Annotated in this window: 7 protein-coding genes; 3 read left to right on the forward strand and 4 right to left on the reverse strand. The window is 51.6% G+C overall.

The genetic code is table 11. The features are described 5' to 3' along the window. Positions 1 to 95: 95 nt before the first annotated feature. Complete coding sequence (locus F557_RS0106750; protein WP_019001484.1) at positions 96 to 1,292, reverse strand: hypothetical protein; 1,197 nt, start codon at positions 1,290 to 1,292, stop codon at positions 96 to 98. Between the two features lie 77 nt (positions 1,293 to 1,369). Continuing rightward, the gene (locus F557_RS0106755) at positions 1,370 to 1,858 is read right to left on the reverse strand and encodes a type III secretion system chaperone (RefSeq protein WP_084761519.1); all 489 of its coding nucleotides are present in this window, start codon (positions 1,856 to 1,858) and stop codon (positions 1,370 to 1,372) included. 342 nt (positions 1,859 to 2,200) lie between these two features. Between F557_RS0106755 and F557_RS0106760 the strand changes: the two genes are divergently transcribed. From F557_RS0106760 to F557_RS0106770, 3 genes are all read left to right on the forward strand, one after another. After that, positions 2,201 to 9,610, forward strand: a complete 7,410-nt coding sequence (locus F557_RS0106760; protein WP_019001486.1) for a Zn-binding domain-containing protein — start codon at positions 2,201 to 2,203, stop codon at positions 9,608 to 9,610. 283 nt (positions 9,611 to 9,893) lie between these two features. Further along, on the forward strand, positions 9,894 to 11,321 hold the full coding sequence (locus tag F557_RS0106765) for a DUF1266 domain-containing protein (protein WP_019001487.1): 1,428 nt from the start codon (positions 9,894 to 9,896) through the stop codon (positions 11,319 to 11,321). 60 nt (positions 11,322 to 11,381) lie between these two features. Continuing rightward, positions 11,382 to 11,567 (forward strand): hypothetical protein, encoded by a 186-nt coding sequence (locus F557_RS0106770; RefSeq protein WP_019001488.1) that lies wholly within the window; start codon positions 11,382 to 11,384, stop codon positions 11,565 to 11,567. Between the two features lie 184 nt (positions 11,568 to 11,751). On the opposite strand, the gene F557_RS0106775 is transcribed toward F557_RS0106770, so the two are convergent. Continuing rightward, on the reverse strand, positions 11,752 to 15,300 hold the full coding sequence (locus tag F557_RS0106775; protein WP_019001489.1) for a DUF6273 domain-containing protein: 3,549 nt from the start codon (positions 15,298 to 15,300) through the stop codon (positions 11,752 to 11,754). Positions 15,301 to 15,421: 121 nt separating this feature from the next. Continuing rightward, the coding region (locus F557_RS19115) for a S8 family serine peptidase (RefSeq protein WP_044142673.1) at positions 15,422 to 17,456 on the reverse strand (2,035 nt) is incomplete at its 5' end.

The following is a 17,456-nucleotide window of genomic DNA, read 5'->3' on the forward strand; positions in this document are numbered from 1 at the left end:
TTGTGCGGCTTTTCTGAAAAAAACAGCCCCGTAATATCTCCGGGGCATGCTTCTGTTTTTCGGAACCGTTCAAAAACAGATCCGGAGCTTCAGTTTCAGACAAGGCAGACACTGCATTCATGCAGTTTGGAGACGGCGAGCATCTTTGTTTTGCCGTAAGGGTCCTGTACAATCAGCGATTTTTCGTCAGGAGACATTCCCAGCACAGAAACTGCATGCTTCGGAGAAATGCCGTCAGACAGAGCCTTGAACAGACCGCCGGCATGTCCTAATACAACGGGACGGTTGTTTTTGATCGCTGTTTTTATGGTATTAAGCCCCGTTTCTGATTCAGGATTCTGAACCAGAGTAACATCATATCCGTCGCACAAAAGGGCCTTCAGACCGATCTCGGCGCCCCTCATGCGGATATTTACATTACTGTCCGGATTTGAAATTACCTCGCTCAGAGAATACTCGTCCTTGCGCATGGCAAGTAAATGCATCTGCATGGCATTTTCAAGAGCCACTACCCAGTTTGCGCTCCTGCTGCCGAAATTTTCACTGCCGTTGGTGTAGCGTCCGAGAGGAACCTCATACTGATTTTTGCCGAGCCTCACCAGAACATGATTTTCCTTTGCACTCGGTGAAAACAGTCTTTCAATACCTTCCGCCCCCTGGGAATTCAATATTGAGGAGATGGATGACAGAAACCAGCAGTCCTGAAGCTTGGGGTTCTGCTTTATATCATCAAAACGGGGCTCGCCGTGCGGAAACAGCATCTTCTGCAGGGGGCTAGCATTTCTGTTTTCTTCTTCATACGGAACGAAGGGAATCACTCTGGTTCTGCTGCCAAGCCCTGTAAGCTTGCCAATCTGCCCGGCATCCATGGAAACAGGTGTGCTATCCCTGGGTAATTCCGGCAGCTTATCAGCCTTGATATTTCTCAGTGCATTCGTTCTGGTCCTTAGTGTGTCATTCAGGATTGTTCTGGTTTCACGGGATTTGAATGCATGAACAAAGCCTACTACCGATCTGCCGATCTTGGAAAACAGATTTGAAAAGAATCCCCGAACCTTGGGAGCTCTCATGTTGTCAATGACGGCAATCTGCTCATTGTTTAATCCCGTACAGCGGTGAAACCTCACGTTTCTGAGCATGTTTTGAGACAATAGAGTATTTTGAGGAGGCAGCGCCTCTTCATCGAGTATATCGAATTCCTCACGGGCATTAGTATTTCTCACCGGTTCCGATGTCTGAATATTTTCATTGGTTCCGGCAGTTATCACATTGTTATTTACAACACCAGTCATAGAACCTCCTGATTTTCATAGTATAACGATACATAAGCTTTAGCCGGTTCGTGGGAAATCTGTTCATTGTTCCAGCATTATATTTCCAGAAAACTGCCGTTGATGCCTGGGTGTAACTGCTGATCGGCATCATTACTGTTCTGGGATAGAGTCGGGTCATCCTTATAAACAAGGATTTTTACTTTAGCAACCTCTCCCACAAAGTTGTTAAGGTGAGCTGCCAGCTCCTGTTCAGTTAATTCGTTTAAAGAAAACCTGAACTGTACGGTAAGCATGTTTTTTTCGCCGGAAAGAGAAGTGGTAATGCCGTTGGTATGGGAAAACAGATACTGACGATGCATTAATTCCTTTAAAACCTCTGTTTCCCTATCAGAAGTCAAAATCCCGATTTCTGCAAAAAAGAGCATTGAATTATCGGAATCAATGTAACAGATGTGAACAGGCGGAATCCATTTCTGTTCCACAGTGATAGTGCATAACCCGTCGTCGCCGAGAATATCCGCTCCTTCTGTACCAAGACTTCTGGCAAGATCATTCATTAGCAGTTTTGCCTGGCTCAAGCTCATCTTGAAATTCCTTTTGTGAAATGATTATTAAAGCAACCATTTCACCATCATAACGGTCAAATGGCTAAAAAGTTAAAATTTTTTTTATTATTCTGAAATATCAGGCTATGGTCTGATCCTTATCTGGATTTATGAGCTTTTTTCCTATTCCGCGCCAAACCTTCCCATGGCAATCAGAACTGTCGCAAGAAAGAAGTGCCGGCGCTTTTCTGCCGTCATTTTTGATTAAACATGATTTAATTCTCATATTCCAAAAAAACGGATTGGAGCCCTGTAAATGCGTTACGGTGTCCTATAAACTAATCATAGGATGGGGAGATTTTTCTCCGGAAAATATTAAGCATGGGTTTTCAGAGGTGGGATATGTTGCCGTTTGAAGAAGCGCGGGAAGTTAAAAAGTCCATATTGAGCTATATCATAAGTCAGTATCCCGTTTCCGACCCGGTGGTAAAAAAGGAATTTGTAGCCTTCCTGGAGCGGCCGGAGGAGGGGGTTTTCAACGATTGTGAGATTTCTCTGAAGCTTCCCTATAAACAGATTTCCGAAGCAGAGTCATTGGAGCTCAGGGATTTTCTCAGGGTAGCTCCGGGCTTTGTGCCGTACTGCCATCAGGCTGCAGCCTTCCGGCATCTTGCTTCCTGGAATTACCGAACTGATACTCCCAGAAATCCGGAACCGGTGCTTCTGGCTGCCGGAGCCGGTTCTGGAAAATCTGCGGCCTTTCTCTATCCCATACTGGATTACTGTTTCCGGGAGAATCAGCAGCACCGCCGGAAAGGGGTGAAGGCCATTATTGTGTATCCGGTGAATGACCAGGCCGCGGATCAGGCCCGGTGTCTGGCCCGGGAAATCATGAGACTTCCGCGGGATGAAAACGGCAATTTTCCGGTAACGGCCGGACTTTTAACCGGGAACAGCTGTTCCGCTGTCAGAAATCCCGGCGGGAACGTCAAAACGAAGAACAGTGATTCTTCGCTGCCCCGGGATATGGGTGAGGATCATATTATTGAGAACCGGGACGCTATTCTGGAAACTGTGCCGGACATTATTATTACCAGCTTCAGAATGCTGGACCGGGCCCTGACTCTGCGGGCGTATAACGACCTCTGGACCGGCAGTATTCCGGCTGACCCCCGGGATGAATCCGAAATCCCCGGTTCGGAAAAGTTTTCTCCATGTCTGAAATTCCTGGTGCTGGACGACATGCATACCTATGACGAAGTCCAGAGCAGCGATGCTGCCGGTCTTATCCGGAGACTGAAGCTCAGGCTTGGTCTTTCCCGGGGGGATCTCTGCCCGGCAGGAACCCTGGTCAGTACGGGAAGCCGGGAAGATATTACCGGCTATGCCAGAAAAATATTCGGTGAGGATTTTGCCTGGAATTCTGTGATTTTCGAAAACCGTGTTTCCCCGCAGGAATTCTGGGGAGCGAACAGCCTGCCTGCGGTCATTCCGGTGCACCTTCCGGAGGTTGCAGATCCCGGACTTACCCTGGAAGGAACGCGATCCGCCGGCATTACTGAGGGGATCAGTCCGTATGATGTTTTTCTGGACCGGCTTTCCCGTATCTGGCTTCCGGAATACAAAAGAGCTTTTCCGGAGCCGCTGACCGCGTTTGCGCCTCCGGAAAAGCTTCCCGGAGAAATTGTCAGAAGGGCGGTTTCCCGGGGCAGATGTCTTAAGACGCATCCAATATTCCGGGCGCTGGTTGCTCTTGCATCTGCCGGCAGTATTCCTTTCAGCGGTCTGGTCTCCGGATTCAGGGACAGTCCGGAGTTTGCAGCCCTGATCCGCTGGAGCCGGAATTCGCGGGATTCCGGCAATACTGTCAGTACCGATCTCAGCACTCTGGCGGAAATTGTGGCCGGGCATTTTTTGGATCTCGCTGCGGGAGCTCTGGATGAGGACTCCTCTCCCGACCGGCGGCGTCCGTTCCTTTTCAGCAGGGTAACCATGTGGGTGCGGGAGCTTTTCTCGGCAGCCCGGGAGGTTTCCCGGATGCCGGGGTTCGTTTTTGTCAGAAAGTCCCGGAATGCCGGAACAGCGGAGCAAATGACGGCCGCACTCCCGTTCTGGTGCTGCCGGAAATGCGGCGGATCCGGATGGGTAGGGCTCCGTGACGAAACCGGAGCCGGATTTGTCAGGGATTTTGAATGTGTCTCCAGGGCCTTCAGGGACCGGAATCGGGAAGTTCGTCTTCTGGTACCGCTTAACGCTCCGGGGGATCGGGATTATGCCGGCGATTTTGCCGCACTCCCGGATCTGACGATTTCCTACAATGCTCCCGAAACTGACGGCGAGAGACTGGGAGGTGCCGGATGCACGGTATTTTCCAGAATGAGAATCCGGGGAACCGACCTCCGGTTCGATCGGGAGGACAATTTTATAAAAAAACTCCGTGATCCCCGTTTTGTAAATGCTGCGGAGGTCTGGCAGAGCTGGGTTCCGGTGTATGAGTACTCGTTTTCTGCCCGGGAGAACGGCGTGGAAAGATTTGTTCCGAAGTGTCCCTTCTGCCTTTCCCGGGATCCTGTATCCGTTGCCGGTTCCCGGATTTCCAGTCTTTCCGCGGCGGCTCTCAATGCGGTTATGGGAAGTGCCGCTGAAAGTACAGAACCTGAATCCCGGAAGCTTCTGGTGTTTTCCGGTGCGGCGCAGGATGCCCCATTCCTTACGGGGGTTTATGAGGATCGCAGTTACCGGTTCTTCCTTCGCAAGGCCATGGCGGAGTATTTCTCGTTATGGCGGAAAGAGCATGGTGCTGCCGGGAATTCCGAAGAGCCCCGGTCCTCCGGTTACCCGGAACTATCCCTCGGGGAATTCTTCCGGGGATTTATCAGTCATTTTGAAAAGCGCTTCGGCTGCAGCGGGGCCGCGCTTTCTCCGGAGTTTGTCTTTAGCTTCCGGCCGCCTCTGAACCCCGTGAGGTTCAGGTTCGCGGATCTTGCGGAGGAGTCTCCGGAAAACTGCTCACGTTTTAAAAGAGCATTTCTGAATCGTCTGGAATGGGAATGCATCAATGAGTTTGCAGGTGGCAGTGATGACGGACAGTCTCTCGAGACTGCCGGAACCCTGACGGCAGGATTTTCTCCGGAAATGGTGCAGAGGTCAGCCTTCCTGATGCAGGAGCGGCTGAAATCCGTACCGGAGCTTGCGGGACTTGATTCCTTTGAATGGCTTAAGAATGAAATCCGGATGGCCGGCTTTATCGAAAGCGTACTGCAGTGCTTCCGTATCCGGGGTGTAGTGGACAATCCCTATATTGCTCCTTTTCGGGAAAAACGCCTTCAGGATGTCTATTCCTGCCGCCTGAAATCCTCCGGTCATGGCGACGACAGCGGCTATGATCGTTTCCACGAGCTTATTCCGAAATTCAGCTCCTTTAATTTTCCGAGAATTGCTGTCTGCGATGATGACCGGGTCAAAAACGACAGGTTCGGTTTTTTCGAAGTACTGAAAATTCATGAATCATCCCTCTATTACGAACTTTTTTGCCGGGCTTTTGCCCGTGGCGGAGAGTTTAAGACCGTCAGTCTGCTGCACGATGTTAGGGAATTCTACCGGGAGCTTCTGGATGTCATGTCGGAGAGCGGACTTCTCCGGAGACTGAACGCCGGTGGCAGCGACGACGATCCGGCTCTTTATGTGATTTCCCCCGAGGCGCTGCTGCTTTCGGAAAGGGCTTCTGTAAGATACTGTCCGGCATGTCTTTACAGAGTGCGCGTGCCGGAGTTTTCCCGGGGGGCGGATTTCAGAATCTGTACCTGTCTTAAAAAGCATACTCCGGACGGCGGGAGAGCGCAGGATCGGGACTATCTTCTGGAACGTTTTCCGGAGGAGGATGATTTCGGGAAACAGTGTTACCGGGAGCTTTATGATTCGGGGTTCGGCTCCCGCATTAGCGCAAAGGAGCATAACGGGCTTCTGAATTACGGTGTTCGCGACACAGTCGGAGAATCATTCCCGAGCTCCGGATTTTCCGGGGCGGTGACTGTTTTTTCTGCCACCGCAGCTCTGAAAACCGGAATTGATACCGGGGATCTGAATACCGTGTTTCTGGCCGGACTTCCGGACACCGCAGCCGGCTATCTTCAGCGTGCCGGCTGTGCTGGCCGTGTCTCCGGAAGCTCCCTGGTCGTGAATTTTGCCCGGGCTTCATCCGGACATGATCTCCATGCTTTTGAAACTCCTGGCTATCTTACGGAAGGCGTGATTGCTCCTCCGGCCTTTTGCCTGAAATCGCCGGATATTCTTAAAAGGAATTTTCTGGCCTTCTGCTTTGACCGGGCGGCTCTGGAGAGCTTTGTTACCGGGGATGAAACTCCCTGTATTCCGGAATCCTTCAATGTTGCTGACGGCCGGGTGCCGGCCTTTGCTGCCGGAATTGGGGACTACATTTCCCGAAACCGGGATCGTCTTATCCGGGAATTTAGGGATAGCTGTCTTCTGGAATTCCGGGATGAGACTCCGGAGAGCTTTTCTGAGACGGAAAATGTTTTCGGGGAGCTGGAGCGTCAGGTAGCATCCGGAATGCTGACCGCGGCCGTAAGTGATGCATTTACTGGTCTTATCGGCAGAATAGGCTGCCTGAATACCCGGAAGAGCTGTTACCTGGATGAACGGGAGAGAGCGGAAAAGAGCGGCGAGCGCTCCCTGCTCCGCAGCATGAATGTCCGTATTGCCGCTGTTTCTGCCAGAATCGCAGCCCTGACCTGTCAGGATGCGCCGGGCTTTCTGGCGGAACAGGGCCTTTTGCCGCATTATGACCTCCCCGAAAAGGGCGGCACTCTGACCGGGGAAATCCTGGATTTCGCGGAAAGAGATACCGGGAGGGATCCGGTTCCGGAGGCCTTTGCGGTTACGGTGCCGGCGGAAAAAGCCCTGACTGCTCTGGCTCCTGACAATACCTTTTACTTTAATGAGCGTCGGATGACGGTGCTGGGCGTCGATCCCGCCGCGCTGGTTTCGGACAGCAGTCCTAAGGCTTTCAGTTCGTACCGCTACTGCAGCCAGTGCGCTGCTCTGGCTCGGGAGGGAACCCCGGAGTTTGATCGCCGTGGCTGCCCGAAATGCGGAGATCTGAACTGGGAAAACAACCGGCATCTTTTTATGAGCATGCCTGATATGTCAAGCGAGATGCTGCGGGAGGAGGCCGGTATTGCGGGCCAGAACCGCGAGGAACGGGAGCAGGAGCATTATCTTGTTAAATCGCATTTTGACTTTGACTGCAAAGCCCCCAGGTTTTCCTTCAGTCTTCCGGAAAACGGCTTCGGGATGGAATATTTCGGAAGAATCACCCTTTTACAGGTTAATTATGGCAATATCAGGGAGCAGGTGTCTCATGCGGATGCCGTCGTAGACGGGGAAACGGTGCCGCGTCAGGGTTTTGTGGTATGCACCTCCTGCGGCAAGGCCACCTCTCTCTGGAATTATCACAGGAATGCCGGAGGACGGCAGAAAACGGAGGAACGGAGCAGGGCTTCGCAGTATCGCGGCCTTGTCCGGCCGGAGGATTATCATTTCGGATACTGCCGGCATGCGGACATGACGGAGCTGGACGCGGTAATTCCTGGTACCTCCAGCAGGGTGTTTGCCGAAACCTATCTGTTCCGGAAACTTAACACAGAGGGGATTAGGATTCGGCTGCCGGCTTTTGCCGGTCTGGCGGGGAAAACGTCATATTTCCGCTATCTTATCCTGGCCGGGATCCGTCTCGGCATAGAATCCTGGTTCTGGACAGCATCCCGGCATCTCAGGTTTGATTTCTGTTCCGAGGTTACCGAAAACTGCAGGAATGAGTATATCGTAATCTATGATCGGATTCCGGGGGGAACCGGGGATCTTAAGAGACTCTGTTCCAGGAATCCCGGCACCGGAAGACTGGTGTTCCAGGAGATTCTGGAAAGGGGGCTAGAGGCGCTTAGGGGCTGTCCTTGCGAGGATGGCTGCTATTCCTGCGTATACCATTACGGAGTCCAGGGGGGAGGGATACTCTCCAGAGCACAGGCTGTTATGATTATGGAGGCTCTGGTTAAAAGTGCCCAAACCACCGGATTCCGGGAATGCCGTCAGGGCCGGGGGCTTCCCGAAACGGGAAGTGAAGATACCTCTCCCGGCATTTTCAGGGCCAGTATTGTCGAGCTTTTCCAGGAGATTGCCGGGGAATATCAGGATCGCTTTACGGAATACCGGGATTCCGCCGGCAGTGTTATGCGCGGCGTGTGGCTCTGGGAGGGGCGCCGGGAGGAGCATCCGTCCGGGAGTGCCACCCGGGTTATTGAATTCCGCTACCGCATCACCCTGGAGGGGGAGCCGGAAGAACCGCATGTCAGTGATGAGCAGCCGTCCCGGCCGGATTTCCTGTTTGAACCGGAGGAATACCGGATTACCGAGAACGGGGAAAGTAAAGCTCCTGAACTTCTGGGGCTCTACAAAACTGCTCTTTATCTTGACAGCTACCGGTACCACGGCGATCTGTTCCGTGGAAAGGTAAGATTTCCCGGAGATCTGGCTGCCCGGGAGCTTCTGCGAAAGGGGAATCGCCAAAGATCGGTACAGTATCTTCCGTGGACTCTTACCTGGAATGATCTGTCCGGAAGAACTCCCTGGGCGCTTTCCGGACTTTTAAGGCAGCCGAAATTCCCGGCAGAGGATCAGTTTGCCCGGCATTTCCGGAGCGACTTTTCTGAAACCAGAAAGGAAATTCTGGCACTGAACATTTTTTACGGGAACAGCGGCCGGAGTACTCTGAATCCTTTTTCGGAGCCTGTGGATCAGTTCCTGTTTGTACTGCTGCATCCCGATCCCGGGTATCTCAGGAGGATTTTCTTTGATCTTCTGTGGGGTATTACCGATCCCGGAAGCAGTGCAGATCTCGTTTTGGCCGACAGCGTGACCGCTGCGCCATATCTCTCCCCGGACAGCCTTATGGAAAGAAAGCAGGCCTGTCAGCTGGCGATTCAGGAGGACCGGAGCAGAATGTCCGGACTGTTCGCCGGACGGCATCTGACTCTTCTGGAAGGACCAGGCTGCGGAGCGAAACAGGACTCAAATGCGTCTAATGTGCCGCCGGTGTGGTTTTCCCGGGGGGCGGATGCCGTTCCGGAGTCCTACTGCATAAATGTCCGGATGAATTATCCGGGAACCGGCATTTCGGTGCATAATGTGATTTCAGAACCGGTGATTTTTGAAAATGGTCTGGATCGTGCTGCATGGGAAAGCTTCTGGCAGCTCTATAACATGTTTGCCCTTCTTCCCAGGTATCATGAGGCGGCCGGGGAGGAGATTACGGATTTAGGCGGCTCTAACGCAGTAACATCTCCGGATAGGCTGGCGGGATATACCATGGAGAATCTCCCGGAGTTCTTTGAGATCCCTCCCGGAGTTGTTCTCAGGAAGAATGCGACCTGTACCCGGGAAGCTCTGGAGGATAGTTACGGCGGGGAACTCATGGAGGTCATGACACTTCTGGCGGATACCGGACTTTTGGGAGACGGCTTTGTCTGCGGGCACGGCAGGGAGCTTGACGGCCATTATGCGGAGTTTATTTCGGAACCCCTGAAAATCGCGGTGGCGCCGGATGCGGAATCCCGGGAATATTTCGGGCAGAAGGGCTACCGTCTGGTGCTCAGCAACCATACGGATGAAGGCAAAACTATCCGTGATACGGTTATCGGACTGCGGGCCAGAAAATTCCAGGTGGTGCTGTCGTGTGATTTCACCCTGGACATGATTCTGAAGCCTAAAAGCTGATTTCCGCTCCGGACCGGTCATTAGCAGCAGTTTTTTACTGAACAGGAACAATCTTGCCATCTCACGGACGGCCTCTGGCGGCAGCGGATTCCGGGCACTCCGGGTTATTGAAGAATTGCCGGCGGTACGTTAAAATTAAAACGGAGTCGTGCGGGATCTTTTCAGGTCGGGGACTGTTTTTCATCTGCGGGGAGGGAGCAGCCCCTGTCCGGCCGGTGGATGCGGGCCGGGACGTTCCTGGAGCCGTGCTCCCATTTTTTAATTTGCGGGAACTCAGGGATAAATGGCATTTAACACCTATCTTAATCTAAAGTTTGTGGACGCCCTCTACGAGCTTCGGACAACGCCGTTTACCTCAGCAGAATACTATGCCGCCACGAGAACGCAGAATTTTGAAACCCTGGCCTTCGTGGCCCGCTCTTTCCGTCAGGATCATGTAACTAACGCCCGCTCTCTGGAAAACTATCTCATAAGACACCGGGATGTGAATGCCTGGAAGGTGGGAGTCTTCAAGTTTTTTCATGAATACTACAGGGCCCGTCCGGATTCCCTGGCACATCTCAGTCTTAAAAATGACGCTCAGTACATGGAGCGCTTTATTGACGATATTCCCATGAACCCGGCACTGGCGGATTTTTACGGCGAATGCGGTCATGATCCGCATCTGGCCCTGAAATATTCCGTATCCAAGGTAATCTGCGACGAGAGGAGACTGGGCTGGATGAACCTGTTCTGCGGGAAGTTTCAGTCGCTTCTGGATCTGGATGACGATACCGGAATTATTGCCCAGGATCTGGTGGATCAGATAAATTTTGTTGATGCCGCCTTTGATCTGGGCATCATCTCTCACAGCGAATACGAAGAACTCATTAACAGAACCGGAGAACGCATTGTAAAGATGTTTTCGGGCTGGGGGCACTTTTTAACGGGAATTCTTCTGTCCAGACTTTATACCTACTGTGTGTCCACCGCCGAGGTGCGCTATCTGCCGGGACAGGCTCAGGAGATAATAGACAACTTTTATCTGGCCTGCAATAACGATCTGGACGTCAGACTGCCGGTGCCCTCCTGGGAGAATAATGATATCGGGCTTCTGAGAGAGGCCCTGAAGCCGCTGGTAGCTCACGAAAGACTTGATTCTCTTTGGAACAGCCTGTCCTCGCGCACCCGGGATTCCCTTGACAGAATCACCCGGGGCTTTGATATCTATACCCGCTTTATTCTGCCCCGGATCGAAAACTCCGGCATTATTCTGTGGTTTCGGGAATTCTGCAAGTTTGATGAGTTTATTCCGATTTCCAGCGGTTATGACTTCAGAGTCTACTATGATTCCCTGAAGCTGCCGCTGACCCCGGGTGAGTTTCCGGTATTCATTATGAAATTCAACATGTTCACCAATAAAGGGGTCTGGAATTTTCATCCGTACAGCGGTATCCGTTTTCGTCCCTGGCCCGGGACTCTGACGGTATCCTCCGGTCTTCCGGTGAACCGCGGCCTTGGCAATGTTATTCTTCCGTTTTATATCAGGGAGATCGGCTGCGATATTGAATTTCAGCTGCCGTATATGTACAAGTGCGATTCTCTTTTTGTGGAAAAGAACCCTGAAGAACAGTTCGGCATCATTAAAAATGATGTCGCTGCTCTTATTGAGATCTTTACTGATTTACCGCGGATTTTCAGGGAGTATAATCAAAGTGAGAAGAATGAATAGTTCGGCTCCCGGCGGTGCAAAGGAACTTTATAAGGACAGCCGGGGATTGAGGAGCTTGTAATGTCGGTCTGGATTTTTTTTATCTGGGTTTTTGCAGTGGCGCTGGCCTTTGTCGGGTGGCTTTTCTATCTGAAGAAAAAAGGTGAAAAAATGGGGCTTTCCCAGAAGAAGAAATCCGGCCGTCAGGGCAGAAAGACCACCCTTAAGAAATGGAGACGCCGCAAGCACCGTTACAGAAAATCCTGATTCTGGAAATTCACCATTCCGGAGTTTTTTTGCTTTTCAGGAGTCGGGAGGCTTGTTAACGGTCTTTCCCCCGGGTACATTCGTATTCAGGTATGTAATTATCAGGACAATGGTGTTTCTCCTGGACGGAGCGCCTAATGCAGATAAGCTATTTCTGTTCCGGAATCCGGTTGGATGGTGTTACCTAAAACCAGCTGGCTTTGATATTAAAGGGAAGTCTTCGGCAGGCCCGGAATCCTTTTCTGAAAAAGGATTCCTTTTCCTTGTCTATGACGACCCATAAGGCAGGACGTACACCGGCATCTGCGGTTACCTCAGTACCTCTTAGGTACGAGCTTCCGTTGTCAGTAATGCTGATACAGCTATCAAGACTTACCCCGGGAGTTCGTGTCCACCAGTCATCCCCGTATTCGAAACTTCCCTTGCTCTGAGCGTAAGCCGTGGGCAAGGCCGTCCGCGATGAGTAGCTGTTTCTGAAATAATGGTCGATTTCGTGGATACTGAGACAGAAGACCATATCTGCGGTGCTGGGACCTGCAGGGGTACGGTATTCCGGGTTTTTAGCTGCAAATACCGTTGAAACTATAATCCGATCCCGCTGATCACTGGTGAAGGCTGTGCGCAGAAAATCTCTGTTGAGCCATTTCCGCAGGGAGGACTGTTCCCAGGTGATTTTGCAGTTCCGGTAATGGAAGGGCTTCACGTCGATAATTCTTCGGCTTATCAGGAGAGCCTGGTTATCATGTATGCCCAAAACTATCCAGTCCAGAGGTTCTCTGATTCCGTTTACGTTAATATGGTACCATCCGAACTGTACAATGCGTCCGGTTTCGTATTCTTCGGGATTCGAGTCGCTGCTTTTAGGGAAATGTTTTCTGGGGGGCTGTGCCGCCTTCTCAGACTTTTCCGTACTGTCAGGGTCTGCCAATGAAATAATCATTGCCGGTCTGACTCCATTAATGCTGGTATGGCTGTGTCCATGAAGATCAAAGCTCCCATCACTGTTTATGATGACTCCATAAGCCTGCGATGAGCCAGGGGTGCGCAGCCACCAGTAATTTAAATCTATTCCGTAAGTGCTATTATGGCCGCTGGCATAGCTGGTAGCCTGCGCAATTCGGGAGGATCTGTCCGGAAAGTACTGCTCAGCTTCCGGAACGTTCAGACAGAAAATCCGATCCCGGGTATCCTCGCCGCCGGATATCTGGAACTGCTGGTTATCATCCCTGAGTACCGTGGTTAAGGTGATGTGTCTTCTTTCTCTTTCGGAAAAGGCGGCATTCAGAAAATCCTCATTAAGCCACCGTCGCAGAGAACAGCTTTCCCATGTTTCATATCCAATCCGATAATGGTATGGCCGGAAGTCCAGAATATATCTGCTGACGACAAGAGCTGTATGGTTACCGAAGACCTCCAGAACCAGCCATTCAAGCGGAGTTTTTGTCCGGCTGTCGTTCTGGAAATAGTTTCCGAAGGTGATATAGCTTCCTGCCTGTACTGTTCCGTCCCCAGTGGAGGCTGCGGGATTGACTGCCGCGGAGTTCCCGGAAGGGGATTCATTTCGGGAACGGGCACTTCCGGAATAGCTGACGCCGCCCACCGTAATGTTTCCGGTGTCAGGGCCGCTGTTTTCGGAATTCAGAAGATCTGCCACGGTATTTCCGATAGCAGCTCTTCCGCGCAGTCTTTCCAGATCCTGCCGATGCTCATTAAGAAAGATCCGGAGATCGGCTGGATTTCTTTTCAGGCTGTCGGTAAAGATGCGGAACTCGTTTGCGCCGGCAAAGGTTTCAGTTCCCACAAAAACCATTCTGGAAACGATATGAGAGAGATAGGAAAAGGCATCGCTGTGCCAGACATCCCGGGAAACTATCTGGAGAGCACTTCCGAATTTATCGGAAATGTATCGGATTTCCTTAAGCCGGTTATTTTCAAGACAGCTGGAGATGTAATTCTTAAAGTCGTCTCCGTTTCTGAAAAAGTACTCATTCTTCCCGAAAACCGCACTGTCCAGATCATTCAGAAGCTCCTGAAGCGCATTTCGGTAAATCTCCTCCCTGAGGATCCGGGCATAAAAATCGATTTCTGGTTTTATCCGCTTAAGAAGGGTGAGATAGCGCTGGCGATCCTGCTCCCTGACTGCCATCAGAGAATCCCGGAGTTTCTGAGGATTTTCATAGCAGGTGCCGCTGACTGCTACCGCACGGCGATCCGAAAGGGCGTATCCGGCCATAAGGCAGAGTTTCAGATTGGAATCCTGTTCCGCCTCAGCTTTTCTCAGATTTTCTAAAATCCTGGCAAGGGAAGGGCTTTTGGCTGCTTTTTGCGCATATTCCTCCAGAGCTCCGCTGCACAGCAGTATATTAAACTCCCTGATCTCGGGAGCCTCTGAGGTGCCTAGGCCCTGCAGCCTTACGGTTTCCATGATAGCCCTGTCAAATATCCTTCCAATGAGTTCATGAATATCCCGAAATTTCTGATCTCCGCAGAAGATGGTTTTCAGGGAAGGCTCTAGACTGTAAAGAAGCGCGTACAGAATTTTTAAACCGGGAACAGTGCTGCCGGCGGCCTGTTCCTCAGCCCTGGCGCAGAGGTCTCCTTTTTCTTTGCTGAATCGGTAATAGTGGCAGGACAGAAGGCCTCTGCCAATTTCGTTAAATGCCCGGAGGGGATTTTTCAGGAGAGCTTTGATAAAGTCTTCTTCCCGGGTGTATACAGATCCCTGAAAACTGTAGGGCGGAAAATCTTCCGTACCTGAGGAGCTTCCTCCCAAACTGGTTCCGGGCACTGGAAGCTGTTCCCCCTGAAGCCAGCGCCGTACCTCCTGATAGCCCCATCTGCGGTGCGGGTTTTCGGGCTCGTTGCGATGGGAAAGATCCTTGTACGTGAGTCCCAGTACCAGATTCCGGAGATTCTCCGGGAAACTGTCAGGAAAACTGATCTGGTTCAGGGAGGCCAGCCGCATGACATCCTGCTCAGACAGTCCGGTATTCTGAAACGGGGTGAACCCTGTAAAGAGCTCAAAAACGGTAATCCCCAGGGCATAGTAGTCCGTTTCCTTATGAAAAATCCCCTGAATTGCCTCGGGCGCCGCATAGAAGGGCGTCATGCCGGTTCTGGTAACCACCAGAGTCTGGCCGCCGGTATCGCTGCTGATCCCGAAATCGATAAGGACAATCCTCCGCCCCGTGTTGTCCGGAATGAGATTCGCAGGTTTCACATCCTTGTGAAGGATGCCGAGCTCATGAATGATTCTGAGTCCTTCGATTACCGAAGGGATAATGACAGTTCTGAGCTCCTCCTCGGAGTATCTTCTTCCTCTCCGGAGTTCTTCTGCCAGGCTGGGGCTTTCGTAATAGGGCAGAATAATGAACTGGCGGCCATTGTGGATTCCATACTGTTCAAGAGGAGCCACGTAGGGGCTTCTTTCGAAAAGAAGCTTTCTGACTACGGATTCCTTGATGGCATTTTCTCGTCGGAAAATCTTGAAAACAAAGGCCCCGGACTCCGGCTCCGCTACCTTATGGCATTTAAAGAGATCCGCCTCTCCTGCTTCGGTGTTCAGGGCTTCGGTCAGAAGGTAGCCGGCAATAGTCTGCCCGACAAGGCCGGTACTTCTTTTGCTGCTGTCGTCTCTGATAACAGTCGCCCGGTCTCCTGACTGTGCGGCGTTCAGTCTGGTGCGGGCAGCGGCGCTTTCCGGATTATCGGTATTTATACGGGTTTCAGTCATGAGATCACTCAGATGATAAATGATGCAAACCTAAGAAAGCCAGTTTCCCGGGAATGGCCGGGGACTCCTGTTTTCACGGAGTCCCGGCTTTGAACAGTACGGCCGGGCCGGAACCTGGAAATCAGTCTTCCAGAGGATAGACATTAAGTCTGATCCGGGCCTGGAGTGTATCCGTATCAATCGCCTCCGGTGAGCGGATGCGGAGGGTGTACCGTACCTGATGTGCATTTTCAGATGTTTCGTCCAGGTAGGAGGACTGTGTTGTGAAGTGCATGACGGAGTCGTAAACTCTTTCAATGAATTCATAACGCTGCTTGATGATGCTCTTCCGGCTCTCGTCCCCGTTTACCAGAAGCTCCATCTGGGTATGGGAAGCGGTTCTCATAGCCTGAACACGCTGTTCTCTGTTCTGGTTGTAGGCATTCCCGAACTTTTCTCCGGAAGCTGCAAACCTGTAGGTATCAAGATCCAGATAGGTGTTTTCGATTTGGGCATTGCCCTGGTAATAATTGCCATCCTCGTCCACCAGATCCGCAAGCGTACAGGTGTAGACAAATTCGGAGTCCGTGGTAAGAGAGGTATCCTGGATACAGTAGTTTGAGGCCGTGGTCAGAGTGATCGGATCCCCGGATCTTCTGGTGCAGTCCGCATCCCTGCTGCAGTTCTGTGCAAGATCCGTGGCTGCGCCGGCGTCAATACGGCCGAATCCGAAGAGCGTGCTGTAATAAAGTCCGGTTTTGCTGCTGTTTCTGGTGGGGATCCAGCCTTTGTGAATCACATAGGAATCATCTGAAACATCAGTATCCTTCATGGCACTGTCGGACTTATAGTTTACTGCTGACTTTGCCAGAATATACTTTACCTGACTGACTGTCAGATTTCTGCCGGCTGCCTCGAGAACAAGGGCGGTAACCCCGGTAGCAGACGGAGCTGCTGCTGAAGTGCCTCCCATAACAACGTAATTGCAGGTTCCGCTATCCATAATCTGGCTTTCCGTATTGTAGGAACAGCCTTCAATATCGGTGGTCAGGGTGCCAGTGCGGGCTGAAATCCAGAGATTGGTGCCGCTGCTAGAGTAGGTGGCGTGGGTGCCGTCAGATTCCACGGCACCGACCACAATGACTCCCGGAGCATTCATCCGGTAACTGGACTGGATAAATACACAGTTTACCCCGAGTTCGGTACAGACACCCGTGCCGATGTCGGTGGCAGGAGTGGAGATAAAATTGTTTCCGGCTGATTTGACAACTGGAATGCTGTTTTCAGTCAGGGCATCTGAGAGATCCATGTTGCCAGAAAGTATCACAGGCGTGGCGGGACTGAAGCTCTCATTAACTATATCAGCCTTCCCGATAATGCTGTTCGCGTAATAATAATCGTTACTTTCTATCTTGGTAAGCCCGTAAATTCTGGCGTTATACGCAACGCCTCTGCTTCCGACGCCGTTAAAGGCTGTGGCCGCAATGACTCCGGCTACCGGAGTTCCGTGGATTTTTGTTCCGGGGATGGCTGTTACCATCAGATCCTCTGGGGCTGATGACTGCAGCGGTGCACTGTAGCAAAGCTCGGGAATGAAATTTTTCTTTAAATCTTCGTGCTCGATCTGGAATTCGGAGTCGATTATGGCAACAGTAACTCCCTTGCCGGTGTATCCCTTCTGCCAGGCTGAAACTACGTTAAGATCCTGCCCTGCCACGGAACCGATATAGAGCCCGGTGTTTCTGAGGTGATCCTGCTGGGCAAAAAGAGGATCCTGTATCAGATCGAAGGTTTTATTGTATACCGTGCCGTTGACGGTAAAGATGATGGATTCGCTGTAATCTCGCCAGTTTTTCCTGTTAAGCTGCGAGTAGGGCACGTAGTACCGGTAGGTTCCGTCGCTGTACACTCTGACTGATCCGTATTTAACCCCCTTAATCTCCAGAGCGGATCCGGTATGAGGAGTAAATGATAAATACTCCTTATTGCCGCCAGCCACATCCGCCTTGCCGTCCAGGTCGCTGAGAATAGTGGTGTCCGGATTTCTGACATAATTGAAATTCAGATTATGGTTGGTAATTTCCACATAGGTCAGTTCCGGATCAGTGTCCGCGTCAGTTTTTCCGGAATCGCCGTCATCAGTTCTTCCGGAATCATCGTCATCAGTCTTTCCGGAA

This window comes from Succinimonas amylolytica DSM 2873, from assembly GCF_000378405.1.
Classification (GTDB): Bacteria; Pseudomonadota; Gammaproteobacteria; order Enterobacterales; family Succinivibrionaceae; genus Succinimonas; species Succinimonas amylolytica.